This window comes from Vreelandella azerica (genome assembly GCF_013112225.1).
In the GTDB taxonomy this organism is placed as follows: Bacteria; Pseudomonadota; Gammaproteobacteria; order Pseudomonadales; family Halomonadaceae; genus Vreelandella; species Vreelandella azerica.
Map to the genome: position 1 here is coordinate 68428 of NZ_JABFHI010000005.1, position 15663 is coordinate 84090.

At 54.5% G+C, this 15663-nt stretch carries 16 protein-coding genes and 3 pseudogenes; 9 read left to right on the forward strand and 10 right to left on the reverse strand.

Annotated elements, in window-relative coordinates:
* Nucleotides 1–12: 12 nt before the first annotated feature.
* Complete coding sequence (locus HLB35_RS12480) at nucleotides 13–819, forward strand: ABC transporter substrate-binding protein (RefSeq protein ID WP_171702841.1); 807 nt, start codon at nucleotides 13–15, stop codon at nucleotides 817–819.
* A gap of 134 nt (nucleotides 820–953) precedes the next feature.
* Nucleotides 954–1606: pseudogene (locus HLB35_RS12485) on the forward strand (peroxiredoxin).
* A 92-nt stretch (nucleotides 1607–1698) separates the two neighbouring features.
* Here HLB35_RS12485 and HLB35_RS12490 read toward each other — a convergent pair.
* Entirely contained in the window at nucleotides 1699–1947 is a 249-nt protein-coding gene (locus HLB35_RS12490; RefSeq protein WP_171702842.1) for a hypothetical protein, read from the reverse strand.
* A gap of 145 nt (nucleotides 1948–2092) precedes the next feature.
* Between HLB35_RS12490 and HLB35_RS12495 the strand changes: the two genes are divergently transcribed.
* Complete coding sequence (locus HLB35_RS12495; RefSeq protein WP_171702957.1) at nucleotides 2093–2983, forward strand: alpha/beta hydrolase; 891 nt, start codon at nucleotides 2093–2095, stop codon at nucleotides 2981–2983.
* 52 nt (nucleotides 2984–3035) lie between these two features.
* Here HLB35_RS12495 and HLB35_RS12500 read toward each other — a convergent pair whose 3' ends face one another.
* Nucleotides 3036–3383 carry a carboxymuconolactone decarboxylase family protein gene (locus tag HLB35_RS12500; RefSeq protein ID WP_171702843.1) on the reverse strand — a complete coding sequence of 116 codons (348 nt, stop codon included), beginning with the start codon at nucleotides 3381–3383 and terminating at the stop codon, nucleotides 3036–3038.
* Between the two features lie 244 nt (nucleotides 3384–3627).
* Between HLB35_RS12500 and HLB35_RS12505 the strand changes: the two genes are divergently transcribed.
* From HLB35_RS12505 to HLB35_RS12520, 5 genes and pseudogenes are all read left to right on the forward strand, one after another.
* A complete protein-coding gene (locus HLB35_RS12505) occupies nucleotides 3628–4119 on the forward strand; it encodes an Lrp/AsnC family transcriptional regulator (protein WP_171702844.1) in 492 nt (163 codons plus the stop codon).
* Between the two features lie 270 nt (nucleotides 4120–4389).
* A pseudogene (locus HLB35_RS12510) lies at nucleotides 4390–5033 on the forward strand (aminomethyltransferase family protein); the annotation flags it as partial.
* Between the two features lie 60 nt (nucleotides 5034–5093).
* Entirely contained in the window at nucleotides 5094–5429 is a 336-nt protein-coding gene (locus HLB35_RS17380) for a glycine cleavage T C-terminal barrel domain-containing protein (RefSeq protein WP_235937173.1), read from the forward strand.
* Between the two features lie 26 nt (nucleotides 5430–5455).
* Nucleotides 5456–5911 (forward strand): OsmC family protein, encoded by a 456-nt coding sequence (locus HLB35_RS12515; RefSeq protein ID WP_171702845.1) that lies wholly within the window; start codon nucleotides 5456–5458, stop codon nucleotides 5909–5911.
* Nucleotides 5912–5925: 14 nt separating this feature from the next.
* Nucleotides 5926–7622, forward strand: a pseudogene (locus HLB35_RS12520) (acyl-CoA synthetase).
* A gap of 104 nt (nucleotides 7623–7726) precedes the next feature.
* On the opposite strand, the gene HLB35_RS12525 reads toward HLB35_RS12520, so the two are convergent.
* Nucleotides 7727–9406: a choice-of-anchor I family protein gene (locus HLB35_RS12525; protein WP_171702846.1), complete on the reverse strand. Its 1680-nt coding sequence runs from the start codon at nucleotides 9404–9406 to the stop codon at nucleotides 7727–7729.
* A gap of 253 nt (nucleotides 9407–9659) precedes the next feature.
* Here HLB35_RS12525 and HLB35_RS12530 point away from each other — a divergent pair, with 253 nt between their 5' ends.
* Complete coding sequence (locus HLB35_RS12530) at nucleotides 9660–10379, forward strand: DUF4197 domain-containing protein (RefSeq protein WP_171702847.1); 720 nt, start codon at nucleotides 9660–9662, stop codon at nucleotides 10377–10379.
* A gap of 46 nt (nucleotides 10380–10425) precedes the next feature.
* Here the strand turns inward: HLB35_RS12530 and HLB35_RS12535 are convergent, their stop codons facing one another.
* The 7 genes from HLB35_RS12535 to HLB35_RS12565 all read right to left on the reverse strand — a co-directional run bounded on the left by HLB35_RS12535 (nucleotide 10426) and on the right by HLB35_RS12565 (nucleotide 15618).
* Entirely contained in the window at nucleotides 10426–11028 is a 603-nt protein-coding gene (locus HLB35_RS12535) for an ankyrin repeat domain-containing protein (RefSeq protein WP_171702848.1), read from the reverse strand.
* 35 nt (nucleotides 11029–11063) lie between these two features.
* Entirely contained in the window at nucleotides 11064–11402 is a 339-nt protein-coding gene (locus HLB35_RS12540) for a hypothetical protein (RefSeq protein ID WP_171702849.1), read from the reverse strand.
* A 13-nt stretch (nucleotides 11403–11415) separates the two neighbouring features.
* Nucleotides 11416–12801: an NAD(P)/FAD-dependent oxidoreductase gene (locus HLB35_RS12545; protein WP_171702850.1), complete on the reverse strand. Its 1386-nt coding sequence runs from the start codon at nucleotides 12799–12801 to the stop codon at nucleotides 11416–11418.
* 211 nt (nucleotides 12802–13012) lie between these two features.
* The gene (locus HLB35_RS12550; protein ID WP_235937174.1) at nucleotides 13013–13486 is read right to left on the reverse strand and encodes a DsrE family protein; all 474 of its coding nucleotides are present in this window, start codon (nucleotides 13484–13486) and stop codon (nucleotides 13013–13015) included.
* A gap of 78 nt (nucleotides 13487–13564) precedes the next feature.
* Nucleotides 13565–14182 carry a rhodanese-like domain-containing protein gene (locus HLB35_RS12555; RefSeq protein ID WP_171702851.1) on the reverse strand — a complete coding sequence of 206 codons (618 nt, stop codon included), beginning with the start codon at nucleotides 14180–14182 and terminating at the stop codon, nucleotides 13565–13567.
* A 127-nt stretch (nucleotides 14183–14309) separates the two neighbouring features.
* On the reverse strand, nucleotides 14310–15065 hold the full coding sequence (locus HLB35_RS12560; protein ID WP_171702852.1) for a ZIP family metal transporter: 756 nt from the start codon (nucleotides 15063–15065) through the stop codon (nucleotides 14310–14312).
* Nucleotides 15066–15174: 109 nt separating this feature from the next.
* Complete coding sequence (locus HLB35_RS12565; RefSeq protein WP_171702853.1) at nucleotides 15175–15618, reverse strand: protein tyrosine phosphatase family protein; 444 nt, start codon at nucleotides 15616–15618, stop codon at nucleotides 15175–15177.
* Nucleotides 15619–15663 lie beyond the last annotated feature (45 nt).

Sequence of the window (15663 nt, forward strand, 5' to 3'; positions counted from 1 at the left end):
CGGAGAAATTCAATGAAAACAACGTTAACGCTTACACTTGCCACCGTCATCAGCGGTACTTTGGTCTCTCAGGCTTACGCAGACGATTTCATTACCTTGGCATCGACAACGTCCACCGAAAACGCTGGGCTATTTGATGCCATTGTGCCGGCATTTGAAGATTCCACAGATATTGAAGTACGCGTGGTGGCGGTGGGTACCGGTCAAGCTTTTGAAATTGCCCGCCGAGGCGATGCCGATAGCCTGTTGGTTCACGATACGGCCGGTGAAGAGCAGTTTGTGGCAGACGGCTACGCCAGTGAGCGTGCCGACGTCATGTACAACGATTTTGTGATCATTGGCCCTTCTGATGATCCGGCAGGTATTGACGATGCTGAAAACGTGGCAGAAGTGTTTGCGCTGATTGCCGACGCTGAGGCGCCCTTTGCATCGCGTGGGGATGACAGCGGCACCCACCGCGCAGAACTGCGGTTATGGGAAAGCGCTGGCGTAGAGCCACAAGGTGAATGGTACCGCGAGCTGGGTGGCGGTATGGGGCCAACGCTGAATACCGCCGCCGCCATGGATGCCTATGTGATGTCTGACCGGGCTACCTGGGTAGCGTTTGAAAACCCTCAGAATCTGGCTCTGCTGTTTGCAGGCGACAAGGTGCTTTTCAATCAGTATGGCAGCCTGGTGCTGTCTGCCGAGCGTCACCCGCACCTGAAGCATGATCTGGCAGCACAATGGCATCGTTGGCTGCTTTCGGAAGACGGTCAGCAGGCGATTGGCGCCTTTGAGGTGGACGGCCAACAGCTGTTCTTCCCTAATGCGCAATAATGTCGCAGTGGGTGAGTTGAGGTTGTAATATCGCTGCCGCGTACCCATGGTATAGATTATATGGGTAACGCATGCTGGCGCCTGTCATTAGCCAGCATGCGGTTGTTCAACTTGCTTGAAACAAGGAGTATCTAATGTCGTTACGCATTAATGAAGTTGTGCCGGATTTTGAAGCTGATACCAGCCAGGGGCCGATTCGCTTCCACGAGTGGATTGGGGATAGCTGGGCGATTCTTTTTCACACCCCAAAGACTTCACGCCGGTTTGCACCACCGAGTTTGGCGCTGTGGCTACGCTGGATGCCGAGTGGAAAAAGCGCGGTACCAAGGTGATTGGTGTTTCCGTTGATGGTGTTGAAGAGCATAAGCGCTGGATCAACGACATCGAGACTTACTGCGGTAACGATGTCCACTTCCCGATCATTGCTGATGAAGAGCTGAAAGTCTCCAAGCTGTTCAACATGCTGCCAGCAGAAGCCTATATGCCGGATGGCCGCACCCCGGCAGACAGCGCGACGGTGCGCTCTGTATTCATTATTGGCCCGGATAAGCAGCTGAAGCTTTCCATGACTTACCCGATGACGGTTGGCCGTAACTTTGCGGAAGTACTGCGCGCCCTGGATGCCCTGCAGACCAGTGCCAGCCATGGTGTTGCTATGCCAGCAGACTGGACGCTGGGCCAGGATGTCATCATTCCTACCAGTGTTTCCGAAGAAGATGCCAAGACGAAGTTTGGCGAATACGAAACGGTCTTCCCGTATCTGCGCAAAGCCAAACTGCCTGAGTAAGTGGCGACGCTAATATTGGCTATAAACCTGAACCACCCTGACGGCTAGCTGTCAGGGTGGTGTTGTATATCAGGTCGTGGTGGTGCGGGAAGCTATCTCAGCCAGCTGACCGTATCCCAGGCATGCTGCTCTGGCGACGGTGTGTTCTCACGCGCTTTTTCCAACTCATCTTCGCTGATATCACCCAACCCATAGGCGTGACCATGGCGTTTGGCATGACCTTCAATCCACCCATTGGTATAGCGAAACCCAGGAATGCCTTTTTGCGTTTCGTGCGGCTGACCGCGTTCGCCATCAATAAAGCCACGAATCCAGGCACGGCGGTAGGTATAGATGAACATATAGATACCTTGGTTTCCAGGCTGGATGAACGCGTCATCTAAGCGTTTAGTTTTAAGCTAATAGTATAATATTGTAAACTAGTTTATGTTGCAATGCAGCGTTAACCCACAGCATCAAGCAGGCCCAGAGAGGAGATGGAAGGTGATGACAGCATGGTATCTGGCAGGCTTGCTGGCAGGAGTCGTACTGCTGGGCGTGGCATTGCAGCGGCGTTTCCATCGTCGTCTGCATCGCGAGTTGGCTGCTCCTCGGGAAGCCGTTAACCGCTCACTGGAAGACGTTGGGCTGCAAGGTGACACCGTACGCTTTACCACGGTGGGAGAGCGGATGCTGGAAGCCTGGTGGCTGCCCGCAAAGGCGCCGCAAGGGCAGATAGTGATTACCCACGGCTGGGGAGCCAACCGCGCCACCCTGCTGCCGCTAGCGCCGTTGCTGCTTGAAGCAGGATGGAGCCTACTGCTGATTGACGTGCGCAACCACGGCAATAGCGATGATGACACCTTCTCCTCCATGCCGCGCTTTGCCGAAGATATTGACGCCGCCCTGAGCTGGCTGAAGCACCATCAACCCGCTTTACCTACGGCACTGATTGGCCACTCGGTCGGGGCAGCGGCTACCTTGCTGTGTGCCTCACGGCGCGATGATATTGCCGCTGTGGTCAGCCTGAGCAGCTTTGCCCATCCGGATGGCATGATGCGCCGCTGGCTGGATGCCAAAGGTTTGCCGTTCTTCCCGCTGGGCTGGTACGTGATCCGCTATGTGGAAAAGGTTATTGGCCATCGCTTTGATGCCATCGCACCGGTCACGACACTCCCTCAGATCCGCTGCCCGGTCTTGTTGGTGCATGGCGAGAGCGACGATATCATTCCGTTAAGCGACGCTCAGCGGCTTACTCAGAAACAGACGCCTGGTGTGACCTTGCGGGTGGTGCCCGGAGGGCATGATCTGAGCGATAGTCTGGCGCGTCACGGTGATGAGCTGTTGGCATTTCTGAATGCCGCCATTGACAAGCCCGCCACCGAGCGCTGCGCATAAATGCAAAAGCGCTCTTCAGCGAGCGCTTTTAATTCCCCAGATAGCAATGCCATCAGTCCTGCTTGGAAAAGCTGTCAAAGGCTTCCAATGCCTGTGCGGCATAGGTGTAGGCCGGGCCGCCGCCCATATACATACATACGCCCAGCATTTCCATGAACTCTTCACGGGTAGCGCCCAGCTCGGCGGCTGCCTTGGAATGAAAGGCAATACAGCCATCGCAGCGAATGCTGATGCCAATGGCCAGTGCCATCAGTTCTTTGTGCTTGTGTGACAGCGCTCCTTCCTTGTTGGCCCCTTTGGCCATCTGGGTGAAACCCTTGGCAACATCAGGGATATTCTTGCCGATTTCCTGCATCAAGGCGGAAAGGTCCTGAGTCGTTTTCTGCCAGTCTTTATGCATGTGTTTCTGCTCCTTTCAATAAAGTATTGCGCTTAGAAAAGCCGCATTGTAATTGATGGTTATGCTATTTAATAATCAATATATTCTAAATTTGACGCAGATCAGCTAAGTCACCCTCCGGCGACGTAATCAGGCTAGCCGGTGTCGTGCATAACCATGCTCATTTTGGGCGATTAGCCTACCATCGCGACACAACGTTTATCAGGGTGGTGGTATGTTTGATACGTCGATAACCAGTAGGCGCATGAAAAAAACTGCTCTTGATGCCGCTGATATCCGTATCCTCAGCGCCCTGCAGCGTCATGGCCAACTCAGCAAGACCAAGCTGGCCGAGCTGGTCAATCTTTCTCCTACGCCCTGCTGGGCACGTCTGGATCGCCTGAAATCGGCGGGCTACATTCGTGGCTATCATGCCGATATCGCACTGGAACGTGTGCTTGATATCACACGTGTCATGGTCAACCTGTCGTTGATGCATCACCGCAAGCAGGATTTCGAGCGTTTCGAGACCTACATTCGCAATATTGAAGAAATCACCGAGTGTTACGTCACCGGAGGAGGGATGGACTATGTGTTTCAAGTCGTGGTGCCAAGCCTCGCTGCCTTCCAGCACCTGATGGACCGGCTGCTATCCGAAGACCTGAATATTGATCGCTACTATACCTATTTTATAACTCGCCAGGTCAAGTCGACCCAGCCAAATCTGGTCGCTCTGACGTCACATGCCAGCCCATAACCAATTGGTCTGCAGTCAATCAAAAAGTAGTCTTTTCGGTCGTGTTACAAGGCCAACTTCAGACCGCATCATGGCTTGGCAGACGCTATCCTTCTCACACAATCAACTATCGCACCACACGGCATCATACAGCGGCGTGGGCGATGATAAAAAAGAGGAGTTAGCGCCATGTCAGCTGTCAATACCGGTTTCGGTACCCAGATCCGTAAGTCTCCCTACTTCGCGGCTACCCAGCGTTGGGGTGCCCAGGGCTATTCGGTTTACAACCACATGTATATCCCCCGTGATTTTGGTAGCCCGGAGCAGAATTTCTGGAACCTGGTAAACACCGCCATCCTGTGTGATGTGGGCGTTGAGCGTCAGGTAGAAATCACCGGACCCGATGCAGCGGAATTTACCCAGCTGCTGACCCCGCGCAACCTGTCGAACATGGCCGTTGGGCAATGCAAGTACGTGCTGATCACCAATGCCAGCGGCGGTATCCTCAACGACCCTATTTTGCTGCGCCTGGCTGAAAACCACTTCTGGCTGTCACTGGCTGATAGCGACATCCTGCTATGGGCTCAAGGCGTTGCCATTAACTCAGGGCTTGATGTCACCATCAGCGAACCGGATGTTTCACCTCTGCAGCTGCAGGGCCCGGTGTCTGGCGAGATCATGAAGGCTCTGTTTGGCGATAGCATCATGGATCTGCGCTATTACTGGCTGCGCGAGGTGGAGCTGGACGGTATCCCGATGATTGTGTCGCGCACCGGCTGGTCAAGCGAGTTGGGCTATGAGCTTTATCTGCGTGATGGCAGCCGGGGTGATGAGCTGTGGGAAAAATCATGGCCGCTGGCCAGCCTTTTGGTCTTCAGCCTGGCCATACCTCGACTATTCGCCGAATTGAAGGCGGCATGCTGTCCTATCATGCCGATGCCGATATTCACACCAACCCCTTTGAGCTGGGTATGGATCGCCTGGTGGATCTCGACATGGAAGCAGACTTTATTGGCAAGGCGGCGCTCAAGCGCATCCAGCAGGAAGGCATTCGCCGCAAGCAGGTTGGCCTGTGCATCGATGGTACCGACCCCTTGAGCGGGCCGAATAGCGATTTCTGGCCGATTAACTGTCAGGGTAAGACCGTTGGCAAGGTCACCTCGGCTGTACATTCTCCCAGGCTGGCGCGCAATATTGGCCTGGCCATGGTGGATATTAACTATGCTGACATTGGCACCCAGGTAGAAGTAGTGATCGGTGGTGAACCGGTGCAGGCTGTTGTGGCTGAAAAGCCGTTTTATGATCCTAAAAAGCAACTGGCCGCCGCCTGAATTCATCCATCGGAAAGGGTAACTTTATGTCAGCACTCTCTATCGAGCTTGAATGGACGCGCAATACCGCTGAACTGAAACCGGGTGCCTACGCTAAGGCGCACCGGATTGACTATAACAGCGACACCGCGGTGATGGTGGATGCCGCCCCGGATTGGGGCGGTAACCCTAACAACACCAACCCGGAGCAGGCACTGGCAGCGGCACTTTCCAGCTGCCATATGATGACGTTTCTGGCGCTGGCGGCAAAGGCAGGCTGGCCGGTTGCCAGCTACCATGATCAGGCAACCGCCGAGCTTGGCAAAAACGCCAAAGGGCAGATGTCGGTCACGCGCATCGATTTGTATCCGCAAGTGCACTTTGACGAGGGTTTTGAGGTAGATGCTGCAGAACTGGACAAGATGCAGCAGCGCGCGCATCGTTATTGCTTTATTGCCAATACCCTGGCCGACGATGTTGCCATCGGTATCCAGTCAAGTTAAGGACAGCCGCGCCTATGAACAATCATTCCAATAATAATGAAAGCCATGCCGCTCATACTGATGGGCAGGGCAGTAATCCCTACAATCAGGGGCTTGATCGCAACCCGGCCAACTTTCAGCCGCTGACGCCGCTGCAGTTTCTGGAACGCGCTGCCAGCGTCTTCCCTGAGCATATTGCAATCGTGCATGGTCGCCTGCGCCGTAACTATGCGGACTTCTATACTCGCTCCCGCCAACTGGCATCAGCGCTTACCGAGCGCTATGCCATTGGCCGCGGCGATACGGTCAGCGTGGTGTTGACCAACACGCCGGAAATGCTGGAATGCCATTACGGTGTGCCGATGTGCGGTGGCGTATTGCACTCGATCAACACGCGCCTGGATGCGGCGACGATTGCCTTTCAGCTTGATCATGCCATGTCAAAAGTGGTGATTGCCGATCGCGCTTTCATGGCGCTGGTAAAAGAGGCGCTGGCGTTGGCCTCTGTCAGGCCTGTACTGATTGAGGTCAATGACCCCGAAGACGATTCGCCCCTTTCCTCTGCTGAGCTGCCGGGCGATATTCCCGACTATGAAGACGTGATCGCCACCGGCAGCCCAGACTTTGCCTGGCTGATGCCGGAAGACGAATGGGACGCCATTTCCATCAATTACACCTCGGGTACTACCGGCAATCCCAAGGGTGTGGTCTCCCATCATCGCGGCGCCTATCTACTGGCTCAGGGCAATGCGCTGACCACGTCAATGCAGAAGCATGCGGTCTATCTGTGGACGCTACCGATGTTTCACTGCAACGGCTGGTGCTTCCCGTGGACACTTTCGGCGATTGTCGGCACTCATGTTTGTCTGCGTCAGGTGCGCGCCGAGCCCATCTGGGCAGCGCTGGCCAATGAAGGCGTCACGCATCTGTGCGGTGCGCCGATAGTGATGTCGCTGCTGATTGATACCCCTGAGGTCGAACGGCCCCTACTGGATCGCCAGGTGCAGTTCTTTACTGCCGCCGCCCCACCGCCCGAGCGGGTGCTGGCAAGTATGAACACTCTGGGGTTTGATGTTATCCACCTCTACGGCCTGACAGAAACCTATGGCCCTGCGGTGGTAAATGACTGGCATCTTGACTGGTCAGACTGCTCCCAGGAGGAGCAGGCGCGGCTCAAGGCCCGCCAGGGGGTTCGCTACCTGCCGTTGGAACAGCTGGAGGTGCTTGACCCGGTCAGCGGTGAACCGGTTCCCCATGACGGTGAAACCCTGGGCGAGGTGATGTTTCGCGGCAACGTGGTGATGAAAGGCTACTTCCGCAACCCGGAAGCCACTGCCGAAGCGTTTGCCAACGGCTGGTTTCATTCCGGTGACCTGGCCGTAGTACACCCGGATGGCTATCTGCAGCTCAAGGATCGCACCAAGGATGTGATCATTTCCGGCGGCGAAAACATCTCGTCCATCGAGATTGAGGAAGTGCTCTATCGTCATCCCGCCGTCAGCGTGGCAGCCGTAGTCGCCATGCCCCATGAAAAGTGGGGGAGACGCCTTGCGCCTTTATTGAGCTTACCTCCAACAGCGAGGCAGATGAAGACACCTTACGGCAGTGGTGTCGTGACCACCTGGCGCCTTATAAAGTGCCACGTGAATTTGTATTCGCCACCATTCCGCGTACCTCCACCGGCAAGATCCGCAAGGTCGCCCTGAGAGATCAAATGCGCGAACCTTCGTAGGCATTATTAAGTGCTTAGGTGTTGATAAGAGAGTAATGACCAAGAAAAAAGCCCCGAATCATCGGGGCTTTTTACTGCGAGCCTGCTAAGTGTCGTGTCGCTACTTATTGTTGCTTAGCCCGATCGATGGCAAACACCGTGGTGGTACCGCTGACTTCGTTACCGACAATCAATAGCGGCCGACCGTCAGCATCCGGGCTCGTGTCGGCAGACACAAAATACAGGCCCTCTGCCCCAAGGTCAGTTTGGGTCAGTGCCTCAGGCTCGTTGGCAAGACTGAAGTCACGGTGGTTGATATAGTCCACCAGGGTGGTATCAGCCGGTGAAGTGATATCGTACATCATGATGCCACCGATCCTTTCCAAGCCAACAAAGGCATAGGTGCTATCATCAATGCGGCCGATCGCAATGCCTTCAGGCTCTGGGCCTTTGTCATCTGAACGTGCGTCAAAGCTGTCGTTTTCGTCGTTGTTTGAATTGAAGTCATCCGGGAACATTGCGGCGATGGTTTCTTCCATCTGTGATCCAGTGTCGAAGACTTTCTTAAGGCCGTCAGCAGTCACCTGGAAAATGGACATGGAGCGTGCCCCATAGGCATACAGGGTGTCGTAAACGCACGCACTTTCAATATCCGTTGACAGGGCCGACGGGTCGCAGCCGTTACTCACACCCAATGTCGAGGTGACGCGCAGACGGCCAAGATTTTCTTCTTTCTGGAGAGTTTCAGCATCCGGGAAGGCAGTCGGGTCCAGTTGCAGGTTCTTGACCCGGAATTCCTCGCTCCAGGCATCATAATCACGGGCATCACCTTCATTGGCGGTGACAATATACGTCTCGCCGTCGGTCTCGTAGACGCGAATCGTATCGGGCTGGTAAACGCCCATGATTGGCCAGTGCTGGATATTGATGGCGTCATCCCGGTTGCTGGCGTCGAGCCCCTTGCCCGACCAATTACCATCAGCTGACCAATCCTTGAAACCTAGTGGGAAAATATCGCTGACCGTTGCAGATGCGATATCGACAACCCCGATGGCATTGTTTTCCTGCAAAGAGATGTAGGCGGTGCTGGAATCGGCGGAAACCTCTACCCATTCAGGTTCCATATCCTGGGCGGCACTGGCGCCTGGGCCAAAGATCCGCACACCTGCTTCACGCAGGGCATCTTCCTGGCCGTTAAACGCTTGAAAGTGGGCGTGACGAACGTCTGCCTGGGTCAGGTTTTCGATACCGACGGAAAGGTCAATGACCGAGACACTGCCTTCGGGGTCAACAGTATAGTCGTCATTGGGCTCACCTTCGTTGGCGACGACGACGTAACGGCCGTCTGGTGAGAAGGTCAGGGCATCAGGAAGGGCGCCAGCTTCAACAAAGCTTAGGCGATTACCGTTGGTGTCATAAAAAGCCACGACGCCGGGGTCCGTGGCTTCCTGGGCTTCTACCGCGATCGCGAGGGTGCCATTCATGACGGCAATACTGTTGGCGTCTGCCCCCAGGTCTGAAACGTCAATGGTGGACACCAGCTTCAGACGGCTGGGGTTGCTCATATCGAAAATATCAACCTGACCGCTGGCCGCGTTGATGACAAAGGTGCGCTCAGACGCTGGATCAAACGCGGTAATTTCAGCGGCGCTTTCGTCAAAAACACCGCTCTGATAGTGACCAATGGCAGAAAGCGTATGCGCCTTGGTTGGCTGAGCAGAAACGCTAGCGTGGCCGTAACTGGCCACAAGAGCACCACTGACAAGTGTGGCCAGAATAGCCGCGGCGAGAGGTTTGGGCTGCATACGGGGAATACTCTATCAATCAACAGTGAAGGTCAGCGCGAGCGGCAAACACGCGTAAAGCGAGTGAATGCCGAGAAACACTTCTAATACTTTATGCCTTTCAGATGACAGTCAGATGTCGCTATCTTTGCCATCTAATCAGGCAGCATTGATCGGTTTATCAGCGAATGCGGGGATATAAATTTAGCGGTGCCTTTAGTAAGCAGCCATGTATTACTATTGCGTGTTTAACTGGCTAATACAGGAAGGCAGAATGAAAAAATGGTTAGCACTGGCAGGCATGATGGTGATTACCAGCGGTTGTCAGAATATGGATGCGATGGCGCCCTTGATGGATGCCGGCTCACAAATGGGCGGTACTTCAAGCCAGCTTGAGGCGTCTCCTCTGGCCCGTGGTATCAAGCAGGCGCTGGCGCTGAGTTCAGAGCGGGCCAGCGCCAATCTTTCCAGGCCTGGGGCCTTCGATATACCCCTGCCGGGTGCTGGCCAGCAGATTGCTGATACCTTGCGTCAATTTGGTATGGGGCAGTATGTTGACCCTGTGCAGGATGCCATGAACCGCGGAGCCGAGCAGGCCGTGGCGGAAGCCGCACCGGTGTTCAAAAATGCGGTGCGTGAAATGAGTGTGGATGATGCCATGGGCATTATTCGCGGTGGCGATACCGCGGCTACCCAGTATTTCCGTACCAATACTGAAAGCGCTCTGCGTTCACGCTTTGCACCTATTGTGCAAAGCAATCTTGAGCAGACGGGCTTTTATGATCAGTACCAGTCGATGCTGGACGTCTACGACCAGCTACCCATGACCAATCTGCCGGAGATGGATCTGGAGAGCTATGTCGTTGATAACAGTATGGAAGCTTTATTCAGTGAGATTGGCAGACAGGAAAGCTTGATTCGTCAGGACCCAGCAGGGCAGGGAAGTGCTCTGATCGGTCAGGCGTTCGGGTTGCTGGGTAGTCAGTCCGAATAGATCGCATAGAGGTAAGCTATTTCGCTGAAGGTTGTCGGGGCTTTGTTCAAGCCTCGCCACCCAGCAGTTTCACCATGGCGTCATGACCTTCCAGGGCCGCCCAGTGCAGGGCGTTCTGGCCATCCTGGTCGGCCAGCAAAGGGTTGGCGCCGTGCTCCAGCAAGGCATTAGCCAGGTCAAGATTGTTTTGCTTGGCGGCCCATATCAGCGCTGTCCAGCCCAGGTCGTCCTGATGGTTGGGGTTGGCACCTTCTTTCAACAGGAAGCTGGCGACGGCTGGCTGCTCGCTGACAACCGCAATCATCAAGGGCGTGTATTGGCTGTTATCCTGATGCTCCAGGCTGGCGCCTGCCTGATACAGCGCTTTTACCATGGCCATATTGCCTAACGAGGCGGCTTTCATCAGTGGTGAAAACCCACAATTATCAGCCAAATCAAGTGCGGCGCCGCGTTTTATTAAACCTTCTACGTCATCCTGCTGCTGGTTTTCCACGGCCAGGAAAAGCGCCGTGCGGCCGTAGTGGTCGCGCTGGTTGATATCGTGGGTGGCCAGCTGATAAATGCCTACAAGTATGGCGCCAACCAGTAAGGTTGACGCCATACCACTGAGCATAGGAAAGCGCATGAATAGCGCCTTGAATGCAGACAAGACTTTCTCCGCCGTTGATGGGTATTGCAGAGTGTTCAGGTGTCTTGGCCTTTGACTAGATAGCTCAACGGGTGAAGTAACAAGAATGCCACAACAAAGGCGCCAATAATGCTGCCAATGGCGGCCACCCAGTCAAATACAGTATTAATGTAGGTGAACTGTGAGTTGGTTAGCCAGGGCGCCCAGAAAAAAGCCGAAAGTCCAATCAGGGCTGCTATGCCGGTCGCCAGCATGCAACGATACTGGGTGATCTGATAGCCGCGCATGTAGGCAAGCAGATGAACAGCCAGAAGAATCACCACACCCGCTATAATCAGCCAGGCAAAGGGCGCAAGGGCATACATCAGGACGGTAAAAATACTCGATATTGACATTAATAGCCTCCTGTTATGCCTGGCCTTCAAGCACGGCGTAGTAAGCGGGTTGCAGCATGTAGTCTTTCATTACCCAGACGGCCCAGGATTCATCCTTGGGGTCAATGAACGGGAAAGTAGGCATGAAAGCGTAGTTATCTTCATAGCCAAACTCAACCAGCATGGCCTTGCCGATACCGGTAATCATCGGGCAAGAAGTATAGCCATCGTGACGCGCCGTCAGGCTTTTGCCCTGAATGGCTGCAAGCAGGTTGGCTTCCACCACTGGAGCCTGAGCCTTGACGCTGGCGGCGGTCTTGTTGATCGGTGCACCGATCACATCGCCAATACCAAAAACTTCTGGATAACGCTTGTGCTGCAGGGTGTGGATATCCACATCCAGCCATTCCCCCTGATGGGGACCATCCTGGGCAATCAGGTCGCTTTGCTTGACGAAGTCAGGTGCACTCATGGGCGGCACAACGTGGATAAAGTCGTAATCAGCAATAATAGTGGGCTTGCCTTGCGCATTAGCTGTGCCTGAACGCAGGTCGTTGGGTACAACCAGGCTGCCTTGATCACCTTCAAAGGTAAATTCTGCCTGCTTAGCCTGTGGGTCAATAGCCGAAAGGCGGTAATGATGGCGACGGTTAACGCCTTGCTCATCAAAGCGCTGCTTGACGAAGTCGTTGACCCAGGGCTGTGAGAAAAGACCCCCTGTCGGCGACATGAAGTCGACATCGAACGCGTCCCGGCGGCCACTTTCTTCCAGGTGAGTAAGCGTAGTGAAAGTCATTTTCAGCGGCGCACCCGCGCATTTCACCGCTGTCGGCGCTGAGGTGAAAATACCCTTACCTTCACCGCTGTCGATCCAGCCTTTAATGGCCTGGCGAGTGCGAGCAGCACCTTCAACGCTGGCATAAACACTGCCAATACCGTGCTGGCCCACCAGGTCGGACGACATGCCATCAATCAGGTTGTAGTTAAGCTGCAGGCCGGTCGCGACCACCAGATAGTCATATTCCAGGCTTTCACCGTTGGCTAGGTCAACGCGGCGGTTCTCTGCATCAATACCAGCGGCATACTGGCGTACCCAGTTAATGCCCTGGGGTACGAAGTCTGCATTGGGGCGCATGGTTTTCTCTGGATGCCATACGCCGGAGGCGACGAGCGTCCAGCCGGGCTGGTAGTGATGAGTATCACGCGGCTCAATCAGGGTGATGGTGCCACCACGCAGACGGGTAGCGAGGCGGTTAGCCATAGCCATGCCTGACGCACCACCACCGACCACCACAATTCTTGCCTGAGTATCGATGGTATTGGCCTGCAATGCGCTGGTGTAGAGCAAACCGCTGGCGCTAAGGCCCGCTCCAGCCTTGAGCAGCTGGCGGCGACTGAGAGTGAAAGGGGATTTTTTCATAACGAGCTCCGAGATATGTGCCTCGATGAAATTTAGTTATATTTTTATAATTAATGTAGTCTTAATCTTGCCAGATTGTCATCGTCATTTAGTCCAATGGGTTGTGATTCGCTACTCAATAAGCGCTGACTGGTCAAGACAAGTGCCCGGCGTGAGTGCCGGGCAGTCATTAAGCATGCTTAGTGCAATTTTCGATATTCGAAAGTAGCAATTAGAATTCGAAAACCGGAATGGCAGGGTCGCGCATCATTTCGGCCATCGGGCCAGGCGCGGCAACGCCAACCCCTTCAAGTAGGTCATCTTCAGCGTAATCGGTATTGGGCAGATAGATGGCGCACACATCCACTGAAACGCCTTCTCCCATCATCATTTTAAGCAGGCCTTCCGGTGCGAGCTTTTCCATGGGGTTGCTGGGCGGTGTGTTAATGGGCGCTTCGCTGGCGTAACCGTCAACGGCCAGATCACCTGCCGCATCGCAAAGCAGGATGTGCAGGTCAGTGCCTTGCTGACGCATGGCGTTACCCAGAATCATAGCCATGCTCTGGGTTTCAATCGCATCACTGGTGACAATCATCAGAGCCTGATCATTTGTCTCAGCGTGGTCGCCATGATTTTCGGCCAGGGCATGAGTAGAAAGGGCAGCGGTGGCTGCCAGCGTGGCGGTTGCAATCAGTGTCAGGCGCATAATTTCTCCAATAATTCAGGTAATGGTTCACAAATGATCAAACGATAGAGTGAAGCAGATTAAAGCGGGTAAAAAGGGTTATTCGTCTGCGTGCCAGGCAACATCAGGGTCAACCGAATAGCTCCAGGGTAGGCCAGAGTTGCGCCAACCATTACGGGCACGTACACCTGCAGAATCACCTTCGGCCAGCCTGCCGCCTTCAAAGCCATCACTGACGGAATAAACTTGCGAGAAGCCCATTTCTGCGATTAGGTCGGCAGCGGGAGCACTGCGTGTCGAGCCTGAGCGGCACATGACAATAATGGGTGTGTTTTCCTGAGCGTTATGTTCTTCAAGTGCACTGCGTATCTGCGCTTCGAAATCGGTATTACGACTGATCGGCCAGGTTTGAGCATCAGCATCAAATTGGGTGCGGTCAGCCAGTACCCAGGGCACATGGATATCCGTAGGCTCAGCAAAACCGGTGAACTTGATCTCAATCGGGTCACGCACATCAATCAAGAGTGCGTCGTCGTCCTGCTGAATCATGTTGTAGGCTTCTACGGCGGTGACATAGAGACCCAACTGGGTTTCACGGTAGGCGGAAGCATCTTCTTCTGCTTGAGCAGTAGTGCTCACTGCAAGGGCGGAGACCAGCGCCAGTGGAATAGCATAGCGGAAAATGGAGTTTTTCGTTGCCTTATGGACACTTTTCATAGCTAATCCTTATAAGTAAATAACTATAACTTCAGGATAGCTGAGAATGACGTGTAACAAATGTGGTTTTTTGCCGCATGGACAAACGTCTTACATCTTGTCTGTTGGATGTGAATGAAAAGTGTTATCAATGGAAGTCTTTAATGAATAGCATGCTGAAACGCATACATGGCAAAAAAGCCAGCACAACAGTGGTGGCGACTGAGCTGGAAGATGCGTTTTCAAGGGCATCAGGGAGAATTTCTGAAAATACCATCCACATCATGGCACCCGCCGCAATGCCTAGCCCTATCGGCAGGAAGGGGGCAAACCAGGTGACGAACAGAAAAGCCGGAATGGCCATCAAGGGTTGCGGCAAGCTGGTGAAGATACTCCAGCCAGCAGCTTTCAGCACAGACATGCCGCGGGGGATCAGAATCAGGCTGATCGCCAGCCCTTCAGGGATATTATGGATGGCAATGGCAGCACTGATAAACATGCCCAAGGATTCACCGCCGCCGTAAGAAACGCCGACGCCAACCCCTTCAGCAAAGGAGTGCATGGTCATGATGCCGAGAATCAGCAAGGCTTTGCGCGCATTGGCACCGCTGAGTTCACTGACATCGGGCGAACCACGCCGCTGAATACTCCAATCCGAAACGAGCACCAGTACAAGACCTATCGCCATGCCAACAAGCGTTAACCAAGGGCCATCGCGACCGCCTTCGCTGACCAGGCTATGGCTGGCGGCCAGCATCAGGCCGGCGGCAAGGGCATTGAACAGGCTCAGCCAGCGGGTGCTGAAGGACTTTACAAACAGAAAGGGCAGTGCCCCAAGGCCAGTCGCCAAAGCAGTAATCAAGGCGGCAAGAAACACAACCCATAAGGTGACATCGACTGACATAAAAGCCCTCCTGTTGGCTTAGTGGCTGCTGACCTCCCAGTGCAGCGTCCATCGCTGATGGCTTTGCCTACACCGCGAAATTACGGATGATAGTCAACCGCCTGTGGCCTTATTGTTGATTGGCGGCCGCCTGTTCAAGCAAAGAGCGATGCTCTTCGAGGTTGTGCCCGGCTTCACGCGCTGCGGCCAGCAGAGCTGGAATATCACAGCTGGCGCCCTGGCTTTTCGAATGTGCCCAAAGATGAACAGCACGCTTGCCACTCCGGCAGAAGGCTAGAATGGGCGTTGCCAGGTCATCAAGGGCCTGGCCAAAAGCAGCGATATCAGCGTCGCTGTAGTCACCCGGCGTCACCGGGATGCAACGCCATTCAATGCCCAGCGCCTTGGCCTTGGCACTCAGGGCAGCGTCATCTGGGTGATCGTCAGCTTCGCCGGGGCGGCGATTGCAGATCACTGATTTGAAGCCGCGTTGGGCCACTTCATCCAGGTCACTGGGAGTTATAGCTTCGCTGATAGCAAAGCCGGGTTCGAGTTCGTGAATATTCAAGGACATCTCCTTAGTACCAAGCGCCATCGCGGTTTTTGCGATGGCGTTATT

Excerpts from the sequence above, each read along its gene's own strand:
- HLB35_RS12480 (WP_171702841.1), top strand. The coding sequence starts at position 13 with ATGAAAACAACGTTAACGCTTACACTTGCCACCGTCATCAGCGGTACT.
- HLB35_RS12490 (WP_171702842.1), bottom strand. The coding sequence starts at position 1,947 with ATGTTCATCTATACCTACCGCCGTGCCTGGATTCGTGGCTTTATTGAT.
- HLB35_RS12495 (WP_171702957.1), top strand. The coding sequence starts at position 2,093 with ATGACAGCATGGTATCTGGCAGGCTTGCTGGCAGGAGTCGTACTGCTG.
- HLB35_RS12500 (WP_171702843.1), bottom strand. The coding sequence starts at position 3,383 with ATGCATAAAGACTGGCAGAAAACGACTCAGGACCTTTCCGCCTTGATG.
- HLB35_RS12505 (WP_171702844.1), top strand. The coding sequence starts at position 3,628 with ATGAAAAAAACTGCTCTTGATGCCGCTGATATCCGTATCCTCAGCGCC.
- HLB35_RS17380 (WP_235937173.1), top strand. The coding sequence starts at position 5,094 with ATGGAAGCAGACTTTATTGGCAAGGCGGCGCTCAAGCGCATCCAGCAG.
- HLB35_RS12515 (WP_171702845.1), top strand. The coding sequence starts at position 5,456 with ATGTCAGCACTCTCTATCGAGCTTGAATGGACGCGCAATACCGCTGAA.
- HLB35_RS12525 (WP_171702846.1), bottom strand. The coding sequence starts at position 9,406 with ATGCAGCCCAAACCTCTCGCCGCGGCTATTCTGGCCACACTTGTCAGT.
- HLB35_RS12530 (WP_171702847.1), top strand. The coding sequence starts at position 9,660 with ATGAAAAAATGGTTAGCACTGGCAGGCATGATGGTGATTACCAGCGGT.
- HLB35_RS12540 (WP_171702849.1), bottom strand. The coding sequence starts at position 11,402 with ATGTCAATATCGAGTATTTTTACCGTCCTGATGTATGCCCTTGCGCCC.
- HLB35_RS12545 (WP_171702850.1), bottom strand. The coding sequence starts at position 12,801 with ATGAAAAAATCCCCTTTCACTCTCAGTCGCCGCCAGCTGCTCAAGGCT.
- HLB35_RS12550 (WP_235937174.1), bottom strand. The coding sequence starts at position 13,486 with ATGCGCCTGACACTGATTGCAACCGCCACGCTGGCAGCCACCGCTGCC.
- HLB35_RS12555 (WP_171702851.1), bottom strand. The coding sequence starts at position 14,182 with ATGAAAAGTGTCCATAAGGCAACGAAAAACTCCATTTTCCGCTATGCT.
- HLB35_RS12560 (WP_171702852.1), bottom strand. The coding sequence starts at position 15,065 with ATGTCAGTCGATGTCACCTTATGGGTTGTGTTTCTTGCCGCCTTGATT.
- HLB35_RS12565 (WP_171702853.1), bottom strand. The coding sequence starts at position 15,618 with ATGTCCTTGAATATTCACGAACTCGAACCCGGCTTTGCTATCAGCGAA.